Annotated in this window: 16 protein-coding genes; 11 read left to right on the top strand and 5 right to left on the bottom strand. The window is 69.3% G+C overall.

The features are described from left to right. Position 1 precedes the first annotated feature (1 nt). From P3F85_RS11705 to secA, 3 genes are all read left to right on the top strand, one after another. Positions 2-787 (top strand): ComF family protein, encoded by a 786-nt coding sequence (locus tag P3F85_RS11705; protein WP_374007692.1) that lies wholly within the window; start codon positions 2-4, stop codon positions 785-787. A gap of 36 nt (positions 788-823) precedes the next feature. Continuing rightward, complete coding sequence (gene hpf, locus P3F85_RS11700) at positions 824-1,525, top strand: ribosome hibernation-promoting factor, HPF/YfiA family (protein WP_374007690.1); 702 nt, start codon at positions 824-826, stop codon at positions 1,523-1,525. A gap of 207 nt (positions 1,526-1,732) precedes the next feature. Then, complete coding sequence (gene secA / locus P3F85_RS11695) at positions 1,733-4,537, top strand: preprotein translocase subunit SecA (protein ID WP_374007688.1); 2,805 nt, start codon at positions 1,733-1,735, stop codon at positions 4,535-4,537. 82 nt (positions 4,538-4,619) lie between these two features. Here secA and P3F85_RS11690 read toward each other — a convergent pair whose 3' ends face one another. Further along, positions 4,620-5,060, bottom strand: coding sequence for an Rv3235 family protein (locus tag P3F85_RS11690; protein ID WP_374007686.1), 441 nt, complete (start codon positions 5,058-5,060; stop codon positions 4,620-4,622). Between the two features lie 158 nt (positions 5,061-5,218). Here P3F85_RS11690 and P3F85_RS11685 point away from each other — a divergent pair, with 158 nt between their 5' ends. After that, positions 5,219-6,712: a sensor histidine kinase gene (locus P3F85_RS11685; protein ID WP_374007684.1), complete on the top strand. Its 1,494-nt coding sequence runs from the start codon at positions 5,219-5,221 to the stop codon at positions 6,710-6,712. A gap of 123 nt (positions 6,713-6,835) precedes the next feature. On the opposite strand, the gene P3F85_RS11680 is transcribed toward P3F85_RS11685, so the two are convergent. Beyond that, entirely contained in the window at positions 6,836-7,084 is a 249-nt protein-coding gene (locus tag P3F85_RS11680; RefSeq protein ID WP_018190103.1) for a WhiB family transcriptional regulator, read from the bottom strand. Positions 7,085-7,310: 226 nt separating this feature from the next. Between P3F85_RS11680 and P3F85_RS11675 the strand changes: the two genes are divergently transcribed. The 7 genes from P3F85_RS11675 (at position 7,311) to P3F85_RS11645 (ending at position 13,571) form a co-directional block, all read left to right on the top strand. Beyond that, positions 7,311-7,769, top strand: coding sequence for a hypothetical protein (locus P3F85_RS11675; protein WP_374007682.1), 459 nt, complete (start codon positions 7,311-7,313; stop codon positions 7,767-7,769). Between the two features lie 35 nt (positions 7,770-7,804). After that, complete coding sequence (locus P3F85_RS11670; protein ID WP_374007681.1) at positions 7,805-8,563, top strand: DUF1684 domain-containing protein; 759 nt, start codon at positions 7,805-7,807, stop codon at positions 8,561-8,563. A 73-nt stretch (positions 8,564-8,636) separates the two neighbouring features. Beyond that, a complete protein-coding gene (locus P3F85_RS11665) occupies positions 8,637-10,136 on the top strand; it encodes an ABC transporter substrate-binding protein (protein WP_374007679.1) in 1,500 nt (499 codons plus the stop codon). Between the two features lie 15 nt (positions 10,137-10,151). Then, on the top strand, positions 10,152-11,114 hold the full coding sequence (locus P3F85_RS11660; protein WP_374007677.1) for an ABC transporter permease: 963 nt from the start codon (positions 10,152-10,154) through the stop codon (positions 11,112-11,114). Next, complete coding sequence (locus tag P3F85_RS11655) at positions 11,111-11,992, top strand: ABC transporter permease (RefSeq protein WP_374007675.1); 882 nt, start codon at positions 11,111-11,113, stop codon at positions 11,990-11,992. Before P3F85_RS11660 ends, P3F85_RS11655 begins: the two co-directional genes overlap by 4 nt. Next, complete coding sequence (locus tag P3F85_RS11650) at positions 11,989-12,810, top strand: ATP-binding cassette domain-containing protein (RefSeq protein WP_374007674.1); 822 nt, start codon at positions 11,989-11,991, stop codon at positions 12,808-12,810. The genes P3F85_RS11655 and P3F85_RS11650 overlap by 4 nt, the downstream gene beginning before the upstream one ends. Continuing rightward, positions 12,807-13,571 carry an ABC transporter ATP-binding protein gene (locus tag P3F85_RS11645; RefSeq protein WP_374007673.1) on the top strand — a complete coding sequence of 255 codons (765 nt, stop codon included), beginning with the start codon at positions 12,807-12,809 and terminating at the stop codon, positions 13,569-13,571. The genes P3F85_RS11650 and P3F85_RS11645 overlap by 4 nt, the downstream gene beginning before the upstream one ends. 19 nt (positions 13,572-13,590) lie before the next feature. On the opposite strand, the gene bcp is transcribed toward P3F85_RS11645, so the two are convergent. The 3 genes from bcp to aroA are packed head-to-tail and all read right to left on the bottom strand — an operon-like array spanning position 13,591 to position 16,517. Continuing rightward, the gene (bcp, locus tag P3F85_RS11640) at positions 13,591-14,067 is read right to left on the bottom strand and encodes a thioredoxin-dependent thiol peroxidase (protein ID WP_374007672.1); all 477 of its coding nucleotides are present in this window, start codon (positions 14,065-14,067) and stop codon (positions 13,591-13,593) included. Between the two features lie 25 nt (positions 14,068-14,092). Further along, positions 14,093-15,154 (bottom strand): ribosome small subunit-dependent GTPase A, encoded by a 1,062-nt coding sequence (gene rsgA, locus P3F85_RS11635; protein ID WP_374007670.1) that lies wholly within the window; start codon positions 15,152-15,154, stop codon positions 14,093-14,095. Then, on the bottom strand, positions 15,147-16,517 hold the full coding sequence (gene aroA / locus P3F85_RS11630) for a 3-phosphoshikimate 1-carboxyvinyltransferase (protein ID WP_374007668.1): 1,371 nt from the start codon (positions 16,515-16,517) through the stop codon (positions 15,147-15,149). Before aroA ends, rsgA begins: the two co-directional genes overlap by 8 nt. Positions 16,518-16,657 lie beyond the last annotated feature (140 nt).

The raw sequence follows: 16,657 nt of genomic DNA, 5'->3' as shown, positions 1-16,657 counted from the left end.
CATGACAGCACACACCCTGGTCCGTGAATCCCTGCTCGACGCCGCCGCGATCCTCCTCCCCGTCCGGTGCGCGGGGTGCGGTCACCCGGATCGAACACTCTGCGACGGCTGCGCCGAGGCGCTCCGGCCGGTACCGGGAGTCGAGACGATCGACGGCATCCCGGTCTGGTCGGCGCTGCGCTATGAGGGTGTCGCCCGTCGCGTACTGCTCGCCTACAAGGACGGGGGCCGCACGGACGTCGCCCGTGCGCTCGCCGTGCCGTTGCGATCCGCCGTGGCGGAGGCCCAACGCCACCGAGCGAGACCCGGCGACGGCTCCGCGCTGCTGCCCGTGCTCATTCCCTCGACCCGGTCGGCGTGGCGGCGGCGCGGGTATCACCCCACCCGGTCGGTGCTCGCCCGGGCGCACATCCTCGTGCCGCCGCTGTGGCGGGCGCTGCGCTTGTCCCGTCAGACGGCCGACCAAGCGGGTCTGACGGCGACGCAGCGGGCGGGCAACCGAGACGGGAGCCTGATCGCATCGTCCCGGCTCGCCGGACGCGATTGCCTGATCGTCGACGACATCGTCACCTCGGGATCGACCGTCGCCGAAGCTGCGCGCGCCATTCGATCGGTCGGGGGGAGGGTGGCGGGCGCCGCGTCGATCGCCCGCACGCCGCTCCGGAATACGGGTGACGATCAGCAACTGTCCAGCAGACGCACCGGGAATGCCGCCTGTTTTCCGGTATCGCAACCGGGGAAGGCGCACTACGGTGGTCCAAAAGGTGCGAGCGATCCGCACTTCTGAATCGGGCGGACCGCACGCCGGATCAGGGAGGTCTCCATGGACATCAACATCATCGGACGAAACCTGGGCATTACTGATCGATTCCGGGAGTACGCCACCGAGAAGTCGGAAAAGGTCGCACACCTGGCCGAGCGAGCCATCTCGTTCGAGATCAAGGTCAGCCGCCACAACGAGAAGGCCGGCAGCACGAACGGCGACGACCGTGTCGAGCTGACTCTTGTGGGGCCCAAGGCGGTGGTGAGATCCGAGGCGACGGGGCAGGACAAGTACGCTGCGTTCGACATCGCGCTCGGAAAGCTGTTGGAGAGGGTCCGTCGCGCGAAGGATCGTCGCAAGGTCCATCGCGGCCAGCACCGGCCGACCTCGTTGCGGGAGGCGAGCACCGACGGATTCAGCGCGGTCGGGCTCGCTGCAGCACCGGTCGCGGTGCTGGACCAGGTCCGCACCGGCTCCACGCCCGCCGTATCCGATGAGGCCGAGGCGACCCCGGAGGCGGACGAGGAGTACTCGCCCGTCGTGATCCGCAAGAAGGTATTCGCCTCGGTGCCGATGGCCGTCGACGACGCCCTCTACTACATGGAGCTCGTCGGCCACGACTTCTACCTGTTCGTCGACCAGGAGACCCAGCGTCCGAGCGTCGTCTACCGCCGCAAAGGCTGGGACTACGGCGTGATCTCCCTGGACGACGACGCCGACGAACTGCAGGAGGTCGCCACCGCCGCGCGCAAGCTCGGCTGACCCGCCCCGCCGACGCGAGCACACCGATGGCGGCCGCCCAGGCGGCGGTCGCCATCGGCTGTTCTCCAGGTGCCTCCCAGCACGGACACTCCGAACGTGGGGGCTGAACAAGTAGCATGGCCCTAGCGTCGGCGGAGTCTGCCGTCCGGCGTGCGTCCATCGGGACGCCGGGCCGTCCGCCCGACCGAGCAAAAGTGGAGTGCATCAGTGGCCTCAGTTCTTGAAAAGGTCCTCCGTGTGGGCGAGGGCCGGACCCTCCGTCGGCTCGAGGCGTACGCGAAAGCGGTCAACGCTCTCGAAGACGACTTCAGCGAACTCACCGACGAGGAACTCGCGCACGAGACCGTCGAACTGCGCGAGCGCTACGGCAACGGCGAGTCGCTCGACGACCTCCTGCCCGAGGCGTTCGCCGCGGTGCGCGAAGCGGCGAAGCGGACGCTCGGCATGCGCCACTTCGACGTGCAGATCATGGGTGGCGCCGCCCTCCACCTCGGCAACATCGCCGAGATGAAGACCGGTGAGGGCAAGACCCTCGTCGCGACGACGGCCGCCTACCTCAACGCCATCGCCAGCCGCGGCGTCCACGTCATCACCGTCAACGACTACCTGGCCAGCTACCAGTCGGAGCTGATGGGCCGCGTGTTCCGCGCCCTCGGCATGTCCACCGGCGTCATCCTCAGCGGTCAGACGCCCGAGGAGCGCCGCGAGCAGTACGCCGCCGACATCACCTACGGCACCAACAACGAGTTCGGTTTCGACTACCTGCGCGACAACATGGCGTGGCAGGCGAGCGACATGGTCCAGCGCGGCCACTTCTTCGCGATCGTCGACGAGGTCGACTCGATCCTCATCGACGAGGCGCGGACCCCGCTGATCATCTCGGGTCCGTCGTCAGGCGAGGCCAACCGCTGGTTCAACGAGTTCGCCAGTCTCGCCAAGCGCCTCACGCCCGAGGTCGACTACGAGGTGGATGAGAAGAAGCGCACCGTGGGCGTGCTCGAGCCCGGCATCGAGAAGGTCGAGGACTACCTCGGCATCGACAACCTCTACGAGTCGGCGAACACCCCGCTGATCTCGTTCCTCAACAACGCCATCAAGGCAAACGCCCTCTTCAAGCGCGACAAGGACTACGTCGTCATGAACGGCGAGGTGCTGATCGTCGACGAGCACACCGGCCGCATCCTGGTCGGCCGCCGCTACAACGAGGGCATCCACCAGGCGATCGAGGCCAAGGAGGGTGTCGAGGTCAAGGCCGAGAACCAGACCCTCGCCACGGTCACGCTGCAGAACTACTTCCGCCTGTACAAGAAGCTCTCGGGCATGACCGGTACCGCCGAGACCGAAGCGGCCGAGTTCATGAGCACGTACAAGCTGGGCGTGGTCCCGATCCCCACGAACCGGCCGATGCAGCGCATCGACCAGGCCGACCTCGTGTACAAGAACGAGGCGGCGAAGTTCGACCAGGTCGTCGAAGACATCGTCAAGCGCCACGAGAAGGGCCAGCCCGTGCTGGTCGGCACGACGTCGGTCGAGAAGAGCGAGTACCTTTCGCGGCTGCTCGCCAAGAAGGGCGTCCGTCACGAGGTGCTCAACGCGAAGAACCACGCGCGCGAGGCGGCGATCGTCGCTCAGGCGGGCCGGCTCGGCGCGGTGACGGTCGCCACCAACATGGCGGGTCGTGGCACCGACGTCATGCTCGGAGGCAACTCGGAGTTCATCGCGGTCGCCGAGATGAACGCGCGCGGTCTCTCGCCGGTCGAGACGCCGGAGGAGTACGAAGCGGCCTGGGAAGAGGTCTTCCGGGACGTCAAGGCGCAGGTGGCGGAGGAGGCCGAGAAGGTCGTCGCCGCGGGCGGTCTGTACGTGCTCGGAACCGAGCGCCACGAGTCCCGGCGCATCGACAACCAGCTCCGCGGTCGCTCCGGCCGGCAGGGAGACCCGGGGGAGAGCCGCTTCTACCTCTCCCTGACGGACGACCTGATGCGCCTGTTCAACGCGGGCGCGGCCGAGAGCCTGATGGGCCGGGCGAGCGTTCCGGACGACATGGCGATCGAGTCGAAGGTCGTCAGCCGCGCCATCCGCAGCGCGCAGTCCCAGGTGGAGGCGCGCAACGCCGAGATCCGCAAGAACGTCCTGAAGTACGACGACGTCCTCAACCGCCAGCGCGAGGCGATCTACAGCGACCGCCGCCACATCCTCGAGGGCGACGACCTGCACGAGCGCGTGCAGCAGTTCCTCACCGACGTGATCGACGACATCCTGGACCAGCACACCGGCGAGGGCAGCGGCGACGACTGGGACTTCGATGCGCTCTGGGCGGAGCTCAAGACGCTCTACCCGGTGGGTGTGAGCATCGACGAGGTCATCGCAGAGGCCGGCAACAAGGGCAAGATCAACCGCGACTTCATGCGCCGCGAGATCATGTCGGACGCCCGCATCGCCTACCAGCGGCGCGAGGAGTCGCTCGGAGCACCCGCCATGCGGGAGCTCGAGCGCCGGGTCGTCCTCTCGGTGATCGACCGCCGCTGGCGTGACCACCTCTACGAGATGGACTACCTGAAGGACGGCATCGGCCTGCGCGCCATGGCGCAGCGCGACCCGCTGGTCGAGTACCAGCGCGAGGGCTTCGCCATGTTCCAGCAGATGATGGGCGCCATCCGCGAAGAGACCATCGGGTTCCTCTTCAACCTCGAGGTGGAGGTCAACCAGGCGCCGGGCGAGGTGGAGGCCCCGGCCGTGGCGGCCAAGGGTCTCGCACGCGGCGACGGCGACACCGAGCTCAGCTACTCCGCCCCCGCCGAGCAGGGCGGCGTGGAGGTGCGCGACGAGCGTGGCCGCATCGAGCAGGCGGCGACGGCGCGTGCGCAGCGTGCCCAGCAGCAGGCCGCTCCGGCCGCACCGCCGGCGCAGGGCTCCACCCAGCGCGGAGCCTTCGGGCAGCGCGTTGACGCGGCCGACGGCGAGGCCCCGGTGAATCGCGCGGAGCGTCGGGCGCAGGCCAAGAAGCGCTGACCCCGGCTCACTGAACGCCACGACGAACGGCGGTCCCGGAAGGGGCCGCCGTTCGTCGTTGGAAGGCCTCCGCAGAGCGCCGTCAGAGCACGTTGATCGCCGTCGCGCGCCAGCGCGTGCGGTGACGTTCCAACCGGATCGCCACTGCACGCGACCGGGCGGCCTGGTGCACCAGCACCACCGCTTCGACCACGCCCTCCGACGGGAACCCGAGCAGGGGACTCCCGATGCTCATGCGCGGGCGCAGGGGATCATCCTCCGCCACCGCTCGCGTGCGGAGCGCCAGCATGGTGCGCCGGAGGAGGTGCACGTACACGGAGTCGCTGACCCACCTCCCGATCTGGTCGAGGGGGCGGGCACCCGCCAGGATCTCGATCACGCAGCGCGCCAGGTTGGCGCAGAGAGTCGCCGGGTCCGGGTTGCCCGACTCGACGATGGGCGCGACGGTGGAAACAGCAGCGACGGGTGCGGCGACGGGTGCGGCGCTCGACACCGGCGAGGAGGCGAGGGCTAGGTGGTGCATGGATCTCCCTGGTGAGGTGTGTCGGTGGTCCGTGGTGAAATAGACCTGTGATATGTGCGATTCCTCACTCAAGCAGCGGTCGGCCACATCGTCCAGGGCGTATGAGCCCTGTGGATAACCCCTGTCATCTTCTGGAAGGGGGCGTTTAGGATGGGGTGGTGTCAACGCTCAGCGATCTCGTCCACGCCCACGGCCGCTCCTCCGAGGAGGATGTCGAATGGCTGCACGGGCTCGTCGGCGACTGGCAGCTCCTCGCCGACCTCGCGTTCGCCGACATCGTGCTGTGGGTCCCGACGGCCGATGACGACTTCGTCGCCGTCGCTCACGCCCGTCCGTCCTCCGCGGCCACGCTGTTCTACCGCGACTTCGTCGGCCAGCGCATCAAGCCGGAGTGGCGCCAGCAGGTCACCGACGCGTACCAGTCGAAGCAGATCATCGACACCTCCGCCCCCGACTGGTACGAAGAGACGCCGACCCGGGTACGCGCCGTTCCGGTGATCCGCCGGCTCTCCATCCACTCGCCGGACACGGCGGACGAGCCGATCGCGGTGATCACCCGCCACACCAACCTGAGCGAGGCGCGCACGCCCAGCCGTCAGGAGCTGACGTTCAACGAGTGCGCGAACGACCTGTTCAACATGATCGCGACCGGCGACTTCCCCGACCTCGGCGCACCGGCGGCTCCCCGCCGCGGCGCGCCCCGGGCCGCGGACGGCCTCATCCGGCTCGATGTCGACGGCACGACCACCTTCGCCAGCCCCAATGCGCTCAGTGCGTTCAACCGCATGGGTTTCACGGGCGAGCTCGAAGGCGAATCGCTCGCCACCGTGACCACCGGCCTGCTGGCCGGCACGGTGACGGTCGACGAGTCCCTGCCCCTGGTGGTCACCGGCCGCGCGCCCTGGCGCACGGACATCGAGGCGCGGGGCGTCACCGTCTCGCTGCGCGCCATCCCGATCCGCAACCGCGGGCAGCGTGTCGGCGCGATCGTCCTCTGCCGTGACGTGTCCGAGCAGCGGCACCAGGAGCGCGAGCTGATCACGAAGGATGCGACGATCCGCGAGATCCACCACCGCGTGAAGAACAACCTCCAGACGGTCGCCTCGCTGCTCCGCATCCAGGCCCGGCGGACGCACTCGGAGGAGGCCCGAGAAGCCCTCAGCCAGGCCATGCGCCGGGTTGCGGCGATCGCCGTGGTCCACGACACCCTGTCGACGGGGCTCGCCCAGATCGTCGACTTCGACGACGTGTTCGACCGGGTGCTGCTCCTCGTCGCCGAGGTGGCGGCCAGCCACACCACGACGGTCCACCCGAAGAAGTCGGGGACGTTCGGCTCGCTGCCCTCGGAGTTCGCCACGCCGCTCGCGCTGGCGCTCACGGAGCTCGTCACGAACGCCGTCGAGCACGGGCTCGCCGGCCGCGAGGGTCAGGTGGAGATCATCGCCAAGCGGTCCGACGAGTCGCTGACCGTCAAGGTCGTCGACAACGGCTCCGGCCTGCCCGAGGGCAAGGTCGGTTCGGGGCTGGGCACGCAGATCGTCCGCACGCTCATCCAGGGCGAGCTGGGCGGCGCGATCGACTGGCACACCCTGATGGGTCAGGGCACCGAGGTCACCATCGAGGTTCCGCTGAGGTACCTCGCAAAGATCTGACGCGCTGCCGACGGCGCGAAAAAGCCGAGGGGCGCTCGGATGCTAGGTGGATGAGCGCCGCCTCGGCTGTCGTGCTCGGACTCGGTCCGCGCAGCGAGGGGTGAAGCGGGTGGTGCGCCGGCGCTAGGACGCGCGGCGGGCGCGGGCGGCGCGGCGCTTGAGCGCGCGACGCTCGTCTTCGGAGAGACCGCCCCAGACGCCCGAGTCCTGGCCGGTCTCGAGTGCGTACTGCAGGCAGATCTCGGTCACGGTGCAGCGTGCGCAGACCGCCTTGGCCTTGTCGATCTGGTCGACGGCAGGGCCCGTGTTGCCAACCGGGAAGAAAAGCTCGGGGTCCGCGGTGAGGCAGGCGGCTTTGTCGCGCCAATCCATGTAGATGTGCTCCTTGTTTACTGGGGGTTCCAGGCCCGACAGGGCCATAGAATGCAGATAAGCAGCCGAGTTGCAGGGTGCATAGATCCGGGGGGAATCAGACCTGCCCACGACCCTGTGAGCGAAAACTCGACCAGAGAACATGCTCCCATAGCAGTTATTCCGAAGCAATAGTTTTGGATGGGATAACGCTGGGAACACGAGCCGGAAACGTCAGGATGCTATAGTGCCCGACCCTCAGAACGCCGCCGACGGAGCCGCCCCGGCCCGCACCTCCGGGCGGCCGCCGCTTCTCACCGTGCTCACGGTCATCCTCGCGCTCGAGGCCCTCCTCGTCGTCGCGGTCGCGGTCTGGCTGCTCATCGACCTGCTCACGGTGCGTCCCGTGTCCTATCCGTCGGCGGTCGCGATCACCGTGCTCGCGTTCCTCGCCGCGGCCTGGGTCGTCGCCACCGTCGTCGGATTGCTGCGCCGCCGCAGCTGGGCCCGCGCCTCCGCGCTGACCATCCAGATCCTGCAACTCGCAGTGGCCGTCGGATGCTTCCAGGGGCTCTACGCCCGGCCGGATGTCGGCTGGGCGCTGCTGGTCCCCGCCGTCGCGGCGGGCGTGCTCGCCGTGACCCCATCGGTCGTGCGCGCGACCGCCCGAGACACGGCGCCGCGAAACACAGAGCAACACGAATAGGCGGGATCGGGAACAACCCGGAGACTCGGTGGGTTATGTCTGACATCGTGACTGATATCTCCATCCCCACCCTCGCGTCCGCACACACCATCGAGAACGCCCGCGACGGCTGGGACGCCTGGCGTGCGAACCGCCTCCGGGGCGTCGCTGCACCGACGGGCAACCTCGCGTTGATCGAGACGCGCTGGCTCGCGGCGGGCGACGAGACCACCGTCGAGGAGGCGCTCGCCGGCCGGCCCGAGACCGTGACCGCCACCGAGCTCACGCGACGCAGCCTGGAGAGCGGCGAGCTGGAGCGCGGCATCCGCCTCTGGGACGCCGCCTCGCCCGCCATCCGCGCGTTCGAGACCATCGAGGTGTTCCCGTTCGACCCCAGCTGGGTGATCGAGGCGACCTTCACTCCCGTCAGCGATGACCGCACCATCCCGTTCGAGCACATCCGCGACAACGGCCTCACCCGAGACCTGGTGGTGCCCGGCGACATCGCCTTCGAACGCGACGGCGTCGAGTACGTGCTGAGCGCGTTCGACGACGACGGGACGCTGCTCCTCGTCTTCGGGGACCCGAGCAACGGCGCAGAGGGCGACGAGGGCACCTACGCCTCCGGTCGCTTCCTCTTCGTGGAGCACCAGGGCGACGACCGCGTCGTCCTCGACTTCAACCGCGCGTTCGTGCCGCCCTGCGGCTTCTCGGACCAGTACAACTGTCCGCTGCCGCCGCGCAACAACCGCTTCCCCGTCCCGGTCACCGCCGGTGAGAAGCGCGTCGTGTTCGGCGACGGCTTCCAGCACTGATCGGGCCTCAGACCCGCGCTCGGCGCATCCACCCTCCCCAACACCTCACCCCCACAGCACTGGAGCACCCCCTGTGAAGAAGTCTTCCCTGTTCGCGACGCTGGCGATCGGTCTCGCATCCGCCCTGGCCCTCGCCGGCTGCGCTGGCGCCTCGTCGTCCTCGTCGGGCGGCAGTGACGCGTCCATCGCCATCGGTTCTCTCTACGAGCCCGTCAACCTCGACAACACCGCCGGCGGCGGCCAGGGTGTCACCGAGGCGCTCAACGGCAACGTCTACGAGGGACTTTTCACGCTGACGGACAACGGCAAGGTCGAGCCGCTGCTCGCCACGAAGTACACCACCAGCGAGGACGGCCTGACGTATACGTTCACGCTGCGCGACGACGTGAAGTTCCACTCCGGCAAGGCCCTGACCAGCGCAGACGTCAAGCGCAGCATCGAGCGCGTCACCGCAGCGGACTCGCAGTCGGCGCGCAAGGGCCAGCTCGCGGTCATCTCGAAGATCGACACCCCTGACGACAAGACCGTGACGATCACGCTGAAGTCGCGCTCGATCTCCCTGCCGTACAACCTCAGCTACGTCTGGATCTACGGCCCCGGAACCTCGAAGTACAAGACCGCCGAGGACGGCACGGGACCGTACACGCTGGGCACCTGGAAGCGCGGCAGCTCGCTGAGCCTCGAGCGCTGGAGCGGTTACTGGGGAGAGCAGGCCAAGAACAAGGCAGTGGAGTTCGACTACTTCACCGACGCGTCGGCCCTGTCGAACGCGCTCCAGACCAAGCAGGTCGACATCGTCACGAGCATCCAGAGCCCGGACGCGTTGACCACGTTCACGGACAACAAGGATTACACGATCTCCGAGGGCAAGTCGACCACCAAGGAGCTGCTGGCCTTCAACGACAAGGTCGCACCCTTCGACAAGGTCGAGGTGCGCAAGGCCATCTACTCGGCCATCGACACCAAGAAGCTCCTCAACTCCATCTGGGGCGACTACGGAACGCTGATCGGCTCCATGGTCCCGCCGAGCGACCCCTGGTACGAGGACCTCACCAAGGTGAACCCCTACGACGTCAACCTGGCGAAGAAGGAGCTGGCGGACGCCGGGCTCCCGAACGGCTTCAGCTTCACGCTCGACACCCCGACGTACGACCCGCACCCGGCCGTCGCCGAGTTCCTGAAGAGCGAGCTGGCGAAGGTCGGCGTCACCGTGACCATCAACTCCATCTCGGCGGACGAGTGGTACACGAAGGTCTTCAAGAACCACGACTTCACCGCCACTCTGCAGGAGCACGTGAACGACCGTGACGTGGTCTGGTACGGCAACCCCGACTTCTACTGGGGCTACGACAACCCGCAGGTGACCCAGTGGGTGGACGAGGCCGAGCAGGCGAGCACGACGGCCGAGCAGACCGCGAAGCTGAAGCAGGTCAACGAGCAGATCGCGAAGGATGCGGCCAGCGCCTGGCTGTACCTGTACCCGCAGATCGTCGTCGCCGACAGTAGTGTGAGCGGCTACCCGGTGAACGGGCTGAACTCGCAGTTCTTCGCGTACGACATCGTCAAGAAGTAGCAGACGCACCGCACCATGGCCCTGTACCTCCTGCGTCGCACCGCGTTCCTCGTGGTGTCGCTGGTGCTGGCCATGGTCGTGCTGTTCTTCCTCCTCCGGGTGCTCCCCGGTGACCCGTCGAACGCGCTCCTGTCCGTCGGCGCGACGAAGGAGCAGATCGCTGCCGCCCAGCGCCAGGTCGGCAGCGATCAGCCGCTGCTCCAGCAGTTCTTCGGGTGGTTCGGGAGTCTCTTGACGCTCAACCTGGGGGAGTCGTTCATCAGCTCCCTCCCGGTCGGGCCCGAGATCGCGGCCCGGCTCTCCGTCACCGTTCCGCTGACCCTGCTCTCGTTCGCCCTGGCCCTGGTGCTGGCCCTTCCGATCGGGTTCATCGCGGCCTGGAAGGGGAACCGCTGGTACGGCGCAGCGCTGTCCGTCTTCTCGCAGTTGGGGATCGCCGTCCCCGTGTTCTGGGTCGGCATCCTGCTGGTGGATGTGTTCGCCATCACCCTCGGCTGGTTCCCCTCCGGAGGGTTCCCGCGCGACGACTGGGCGGATCCGTCCGCTGCGCTGACGTCGCTCGCGTTGCCGGTGGTGACGATCGCGATCGTGATGAGCGCATCCATCTCGCGGTACGTGCGGAGTGCGACGCTGGATGTGATCGGCAGCGACTACCTGCGGAACGCCCGGGCCCTCGGGTCCGGGTTCGCGCGGGCGATGTGGCGGCACGGCGTCCGGAACGGGGCCGTCCCGGTGATCTCGGTGCTCGGCATCGAGCTGGCGACGACCTTCCTCGGCGCCGTGGTGGTGGAGAGCGTCTTCACCCTGCCGGGGCTGGGGAGCATGCTACTGAAGGCCATCGAGCAGCACGACTACCCCAACATCCAGGGCATCCTGTTCGTCTCCACCCTGCTGGTGCTGATCGTCGGCTTCCTCGCCGACATCGCTCAGCGGCTCGTGGACCCGCGCCTTCGCCGCAGCATCTCGGGGAACGTATGAGCGCGATCGTGGACCAGGCGACGGAGGCCGCGGCGCCGCAGCCGGCCGGGAGCCCGCGCCGTCGTGCGCGTCGCTCGGTGACGCTCGGCGTGGGGCTGACGCTCGTCGGCATCGTCGTCATCGTCGCCGTCGTGTCGTTCTTCTGGCTGCCGTACCCGCAGGCGGACACGTCCGGCTCGCGGCTGGAGCACCCCGACGGTACGCACTGGCTCGGGACGGACCGCTTCGGTCGCGACCTGCTGACCCAGCTGATGATCGGGGCCCGCATCGCTCTCGCCGTCGGTCTCGGCTCGGTCGCGATCGGCGCCGTCCTCGGCATCACGCTGGGGCTGCTGGCGGCCTTCGCGACACGCTGGGTCGACGACACGCTGTCCGCCGTGCTGGACATCCTGATCGCCTTCCCGACGCTGCTGCTGGCGATGCTGATCGTCGCCGCTCAGGGCGCATCCCTCGGAACGGCCATCGTGGCGATCGGTCTCGCGATGTCCGCGGTGGTGGCGCGGCTCACGCGCGTGCTGGCGAAACGGGTGCTGGCCCAGCAGTACGTCACAGCGGCGCGGACGTCGGGCACCTCCTGGGTGGGTATCGTGGCCCGTCACATCCTGCCCAACATCTGGCCCACCCTCAGCGTGAACCTGGCGCTGCAGTTCGGGGTCGCCGTCCTCGCCGAGGCGAGCCTCTCGTACCTCGGCCTGGGCGCCCCGCCGCCCAACGCGTCGTGGGGCCGCATGTTGCAGGAGGCCCAGGGCACCGTATCCACTGCTCCTGTCGGGGCGATCGCGCCGGGCGTGGCGCTGGTCGTGCTGGTCATCGGGGTCAACCTGGTGGCCGACGGTCTGCGCGACGTGGCCGACCCGACGCGGAGGAGGTCGCGATGAGCGTGGAGTTCCGCGAGGAGGCCGCGCACGACGTCCTCGACGTCCAGCAGCTGTCGGTGACGGCGTCCGACGGCTCGACCCTCGTGCACGATGTGTCGTTCCGCCTCGCCCCGGGCGAGCGGCTGAGCCTCATCGGCGAGTCGGGATCCGGAAAGTCGCTCACCTCCTTCGCCCTCACCGGTCTGCTACCCGACGGGCTCACGGCGTCCGGGAGCATCCAGCTCGACGGTGTCCAGGTCGTCGGCGCCCGGGAGCGCGACCTGGTGCCGCTCCGCGGACGCGTCGCCTCCACGGTGTTCCAGGAGCCGCTGACGGCACTCGATCCGCTCATGCGGCTGGGTCGGCAGGTCGCAGAACCGCTCCGACGCCATCTCGGGCTGCGGGGGGACGCGCTCCGGCGAGCGGTGCTGGAGGCGCTCGCCGAGGTCGGGCTGCCCGAGCCGGAGCGCATCGCGCGGGCCTACTCGTGGGAGATCTCGGGCGGGCAGCGGCAGCGCGTCGCCATCGCGGCAGCCCTGGCGTGCCGCCCGCGCCTCCTGATCGCCGACGAGCCGACGACGGCGTTGGATGTGACCGTGCAGGCGGACGTGCTGGCCCTGATCGAGCGCCTGGTCGCCGAGCGGGGAATGTCCCTGCTCTTCGTGAGCCACGATCTGGCGGTCGTGTCGCGCATGGCGCAGCGCGCGATCGTGCTGCGCGCGGGCCGGATGGTGGAGGAGGGCGAGATCGCGCAGCTGCTCGGTGCTCCGCGCGACCCCTACACCGCGGAGCTCGTCCGGAGTGCCCGGCAGCTCGACGCCGCCCTGGAGGTGCGATGACCGCCATCCTCGAACTGCGCGCAGCGGGGTTCCGGTACCGGCGTGCGACCACGGCGGCGCTCGACGACGTCTCGTTCACCGTCGAGTCCGGACGGAGCGTCGGCCTGGTCGGCGAGTCCGGCGCCGGAAAGACGACGGCCCTGTCCCTGCTCCTCGGGCTGGCGCGTCCCACGAGCGGCTCCGTGCTCTTCGACGGCGAGCCCCTCGATCCTCGCGACCGCGACCAGCTGCGGCGCTTCCGCCGAGCCGTTCAGCCGGTCTTCCAGGACCCGTACTCGTCGCTCGACCCGCGCCAGAGCGTCGGCCGGATCGTCGGCGAGCCGCTGGCCTCGCTCCGCGTCGCCTCCGGCGGCGACGCCCGCGACCGGATCGCCCGCGCGCTGGAAGCGGTCGCCCTTCCGGCCGACGCCGCCGGACGCTACCCGCACGAGTTCTCCGGCGGGCAGCGCCAGCGGATCGCCATCGCGCGTGCGATCGTGTCGCGTCCCCGCGTGCTCCTGGCCGACGAACCGGTCAGCGCGCTGGATGTGACCACGCGCATCCAGATCATCGAACTGCTCGGCGAGCTCGCCGCCACCGAGGGAATGACGGTGGTGATGGTCTCGCACGACCTCGGGGTCGTGGCGTCGCTGTGCGCCGAGACGGTCGTGCTCCAGGGCGGCCGGGTCGTCGAGCAGGGGCCCACGCGCGACGTGCTCGGCGCGCCGAGCGACCCGTACACGCGCCGGCTTCTCGCCTCGGTGCCGCGTCTGCCGGCCTAGACCGCCCGCAGAGGACGGGTCAGGCGTCGATCCCGAGCTTCTTGCGCAGCGAGGCCACGTGTCCGGTGGCCTTCACGTTGTAGAGCGGGAGGCGGATCGAGCCGTCGGGGTCGACCACGAACGTCGAGCGGATGACGCCCTCGACCGTCTTGCCGTAGAGCTTCTTCTCGCCGTACGCGCCGTACCGCTTGTGCACCGCGAGGTCTTCGTCCGAGAGCAGCGGGAAGTTGAGGCCCTCCTGCTCCTGGAACTCCTTGTTGCGCGCGGGAGTGTCCTTGGAGATGCCGATCACCCGGTAGCCGGCCGACTTGAGCGAGTTCAGGTTGTCGCGGAAGTCGCACGCTTCGGTGGTGCACCCGGGCGTCATGGCCGCGGGATAGAAGTACACGATCACGTTGTCACCGGCGAAGTCGCCGAGGGAGACCGCCGTGCCGTCCTGGTCCGTCAAGGTGAACGCGGGGGCCTGTTCGCCCGCCGCAAGTCGTGCATCCGTCATGCACCCATTCTGTCAGCGACGGGGCTCAGCGCGCGAAGGTCGTCAGCAGACGCTGCAGGGAGTCGAGCCGGGCGCGCCCGGCCTCGCCGAGTTCGCCGGCCTCGACCGCCTCGATGATCGCGCAGTCCGGGGCATCCGGCAGGTGGGTGCAGCCACGGGGGCAGTTCTCGGCGATCGCCGCGAGGTCGGTGAAGGCCTTGAGGATGCTGTCGGTGTTCACGTGCCCGAGCCCGAACGACCGCACGCCCGGGGTGTCGATGACCCAGCCGTGGCGACCCCGTTCGTCCTCCACCCGGAGCGACACCGTGGAGGACGAGGTGTGCCGCCCGCGCCCGGTGACCTCGTTCACATGGCCGACGGCGCGGAACGCTCCAGGAACGAGCTTGTTGACCAGCGTCGATTTGCCGACGCCGGAGTGTCCGACCACCACGGTGTCGTGCCCGACGAGCGCCTCGGTGATGTCGTGCACCGGGATGTCGTCCTCGCGGCTGGTGAAGACGGGGAGGTCGAGACCGGCGAAGTTCGCGAGGAACGGCTCCGGGTCGGCCAGGTCCGTCTTGGTGACGCACAGCATGGGCTCGATCCCCGCGTCGTACGCCGCGACGAGGTAGCGGTCCACGAGCCGCGTGCGGGGTTCGGGATTCGCGGCGGCGACCACGATGAGCATCTGGTCGGCGTTCGCCACGATCACGCGCTCCACCTCGTCCGTGTCGTCGGCGCTCCGTCGCAGGAGTGTGGTGCGCGGCTCGACCCGGACGATCCGCGCGAGCGTTCCCCCTTCGCCCGTCGTGTCGCCTACCACCGCGACGCGGTCGCCGTTCACGATGGGGTTGCGCCGCAGCTCGCTGGCGCGAGCGGCGGTCACCTGTCGTTCGTGGTCGGTGTCCTCGTCGAGGAGGACGGTGTACCGGCCGCGGTCGACGCCGAGCACACGTGCGATCTGCGCGTCCGCGTGTTCCGGCCGCGTCTTGGTGCGCGGGCGGTTGCCCTTCGGGTTCGGGCGGCTCCGGATGCTCGACTCGTCGTACTCATCGAGCTCGTCGTCGTCCTCGTCATCCGACCACCACGACCCGGTGTTGTCAGCCACGCGAGGTGCTGGCTTCCTGCAGCATGCGCGTCCAGAGCTGGGTGAACTGCGGCAGGGTCTTCGCCGTGGTCTGCACGTTCTCGATCTCGACCCCCTCGACCCGCAGGCCGACGATGGCTCCGGCGGTCGCCATCCGGTGGTCCTCGTAGCTCCGCCACACGCCGCCGTGGAGGGGACGCGGCTCGATCCGCAGGCCGTCCTCCAGCTCGGTGACGGCCCCGCCCAGTCCGTTGATCTCGGCGGCCAGCGCCGCGAGACGGTCCGTCTCGTGGTGCCGGATGTGACCGATGCCGGTGATCTCGCTCGGCCCGTCCGCGAGGGCCGCGATCGCCACGAGGGCGGGGGCCAGCTCGCCGCCGGTCGTCAGATCGAGGGTGACTCCGTTCACGCGCTCCGGGCCGACGACCGTGAGCCGGTCTCCCTCGCGGGTGACGGTCGCGCCGAACAGGGGGAGCAGGTCGGCCAGGTCGGCCCCGACCTGCGTGGTGGACTCGGGCCAGCCGGTGATGGTGACGGTACCGCCGGTCACTACCGCGGCGGCCAGGAACGGTGCCGCGTTCGACAGATCGGGCTCGATGTCGACATCGCGCGCGGCGATGGTCCCCGGCGCGACGATCCAGTGCCCGGTCTCGGGCGACTCGACGGTGACGCCGCGCGCCCCGAGAGCGGCGATGGTCATCTCGATGTGGGGGAGGCTCGGCAGGCGCTCCCCGGCGTGGGTCAGGTCGAGACCGTTCTCGAACCGGCTCGCCGAGAGGAGCAGCGCGCTGACGAACTGGCTGGAGCTGGACGCATCCACCTCGACCGCCCCGCCGGCGACCCGACCGGTGCCGTGCACGGTGAAGGGGAGGGATCCGCGGCCGTCGTCGTTCACATCAACGCCGAGCGAGCGCAGAGCGGCGATGATGGCGCCCATCGGCCGTCCGCGCGCCGAGTCGTCGGCGTCGAACATGGTCGGGCCGAGGGCGAGGCCAGCGATCGGCGGCACGAAGCGCATCACCGTTCCGGCCTGGCCGCACTCGATCGTCGTGCTGCCGAACAGCTCATCGGCCGGGGTGACCAGGAAGTCGGCGCCGTACTCGCCCGAGCCTGCCTGCTCCTCGATCCCCACACCGAGCGCGCGCAGCGCCTCGACCATGTTCGCGCTGTCGCGGGAGTGCAGGGGCGAGCGCAGGAGGGACGGCCCGTCGGCCAGCGCCGCGAGCACGAGCTCCCGCGCGGTCAGGGACTTGGAGCCCGGGAGGGACACGGACGCGGTCACGGGGCCGCCGGCGACGGGCGCGGGCCAGTGCGCGTTCGGTTCGTCGACGCGGTTGTCGCCGTACGGGTCGAAGTCCGGAGCGGAATATTTCGAGATCAGCATTGTTGTCAAGATTATCCGTGTTCGCACACCCAGGAAGGATCGGATCGTGGCCGCAACCGCCGTGCTCGACGCCCCCGGCGTCGCCACACGCGACGATGCCGTCGACGCATCCTTCTGGGACGTGGTGGAGGCGCCGCAAC

This window comes from Leifsonia sp. T36S-04, assembly GCF_042465655.1.
In the GTDB taxonomy this organism is placed as follows: Bacteria; Actinomycetota; Actinomycetes; order Actinomycetales; family Microbacteriaceae; genus Leifsonia.
Note: the sequence above shows the minus strand (reverse complement) of the source record. Positions and strands in the feature narration are given on the sequence as shown.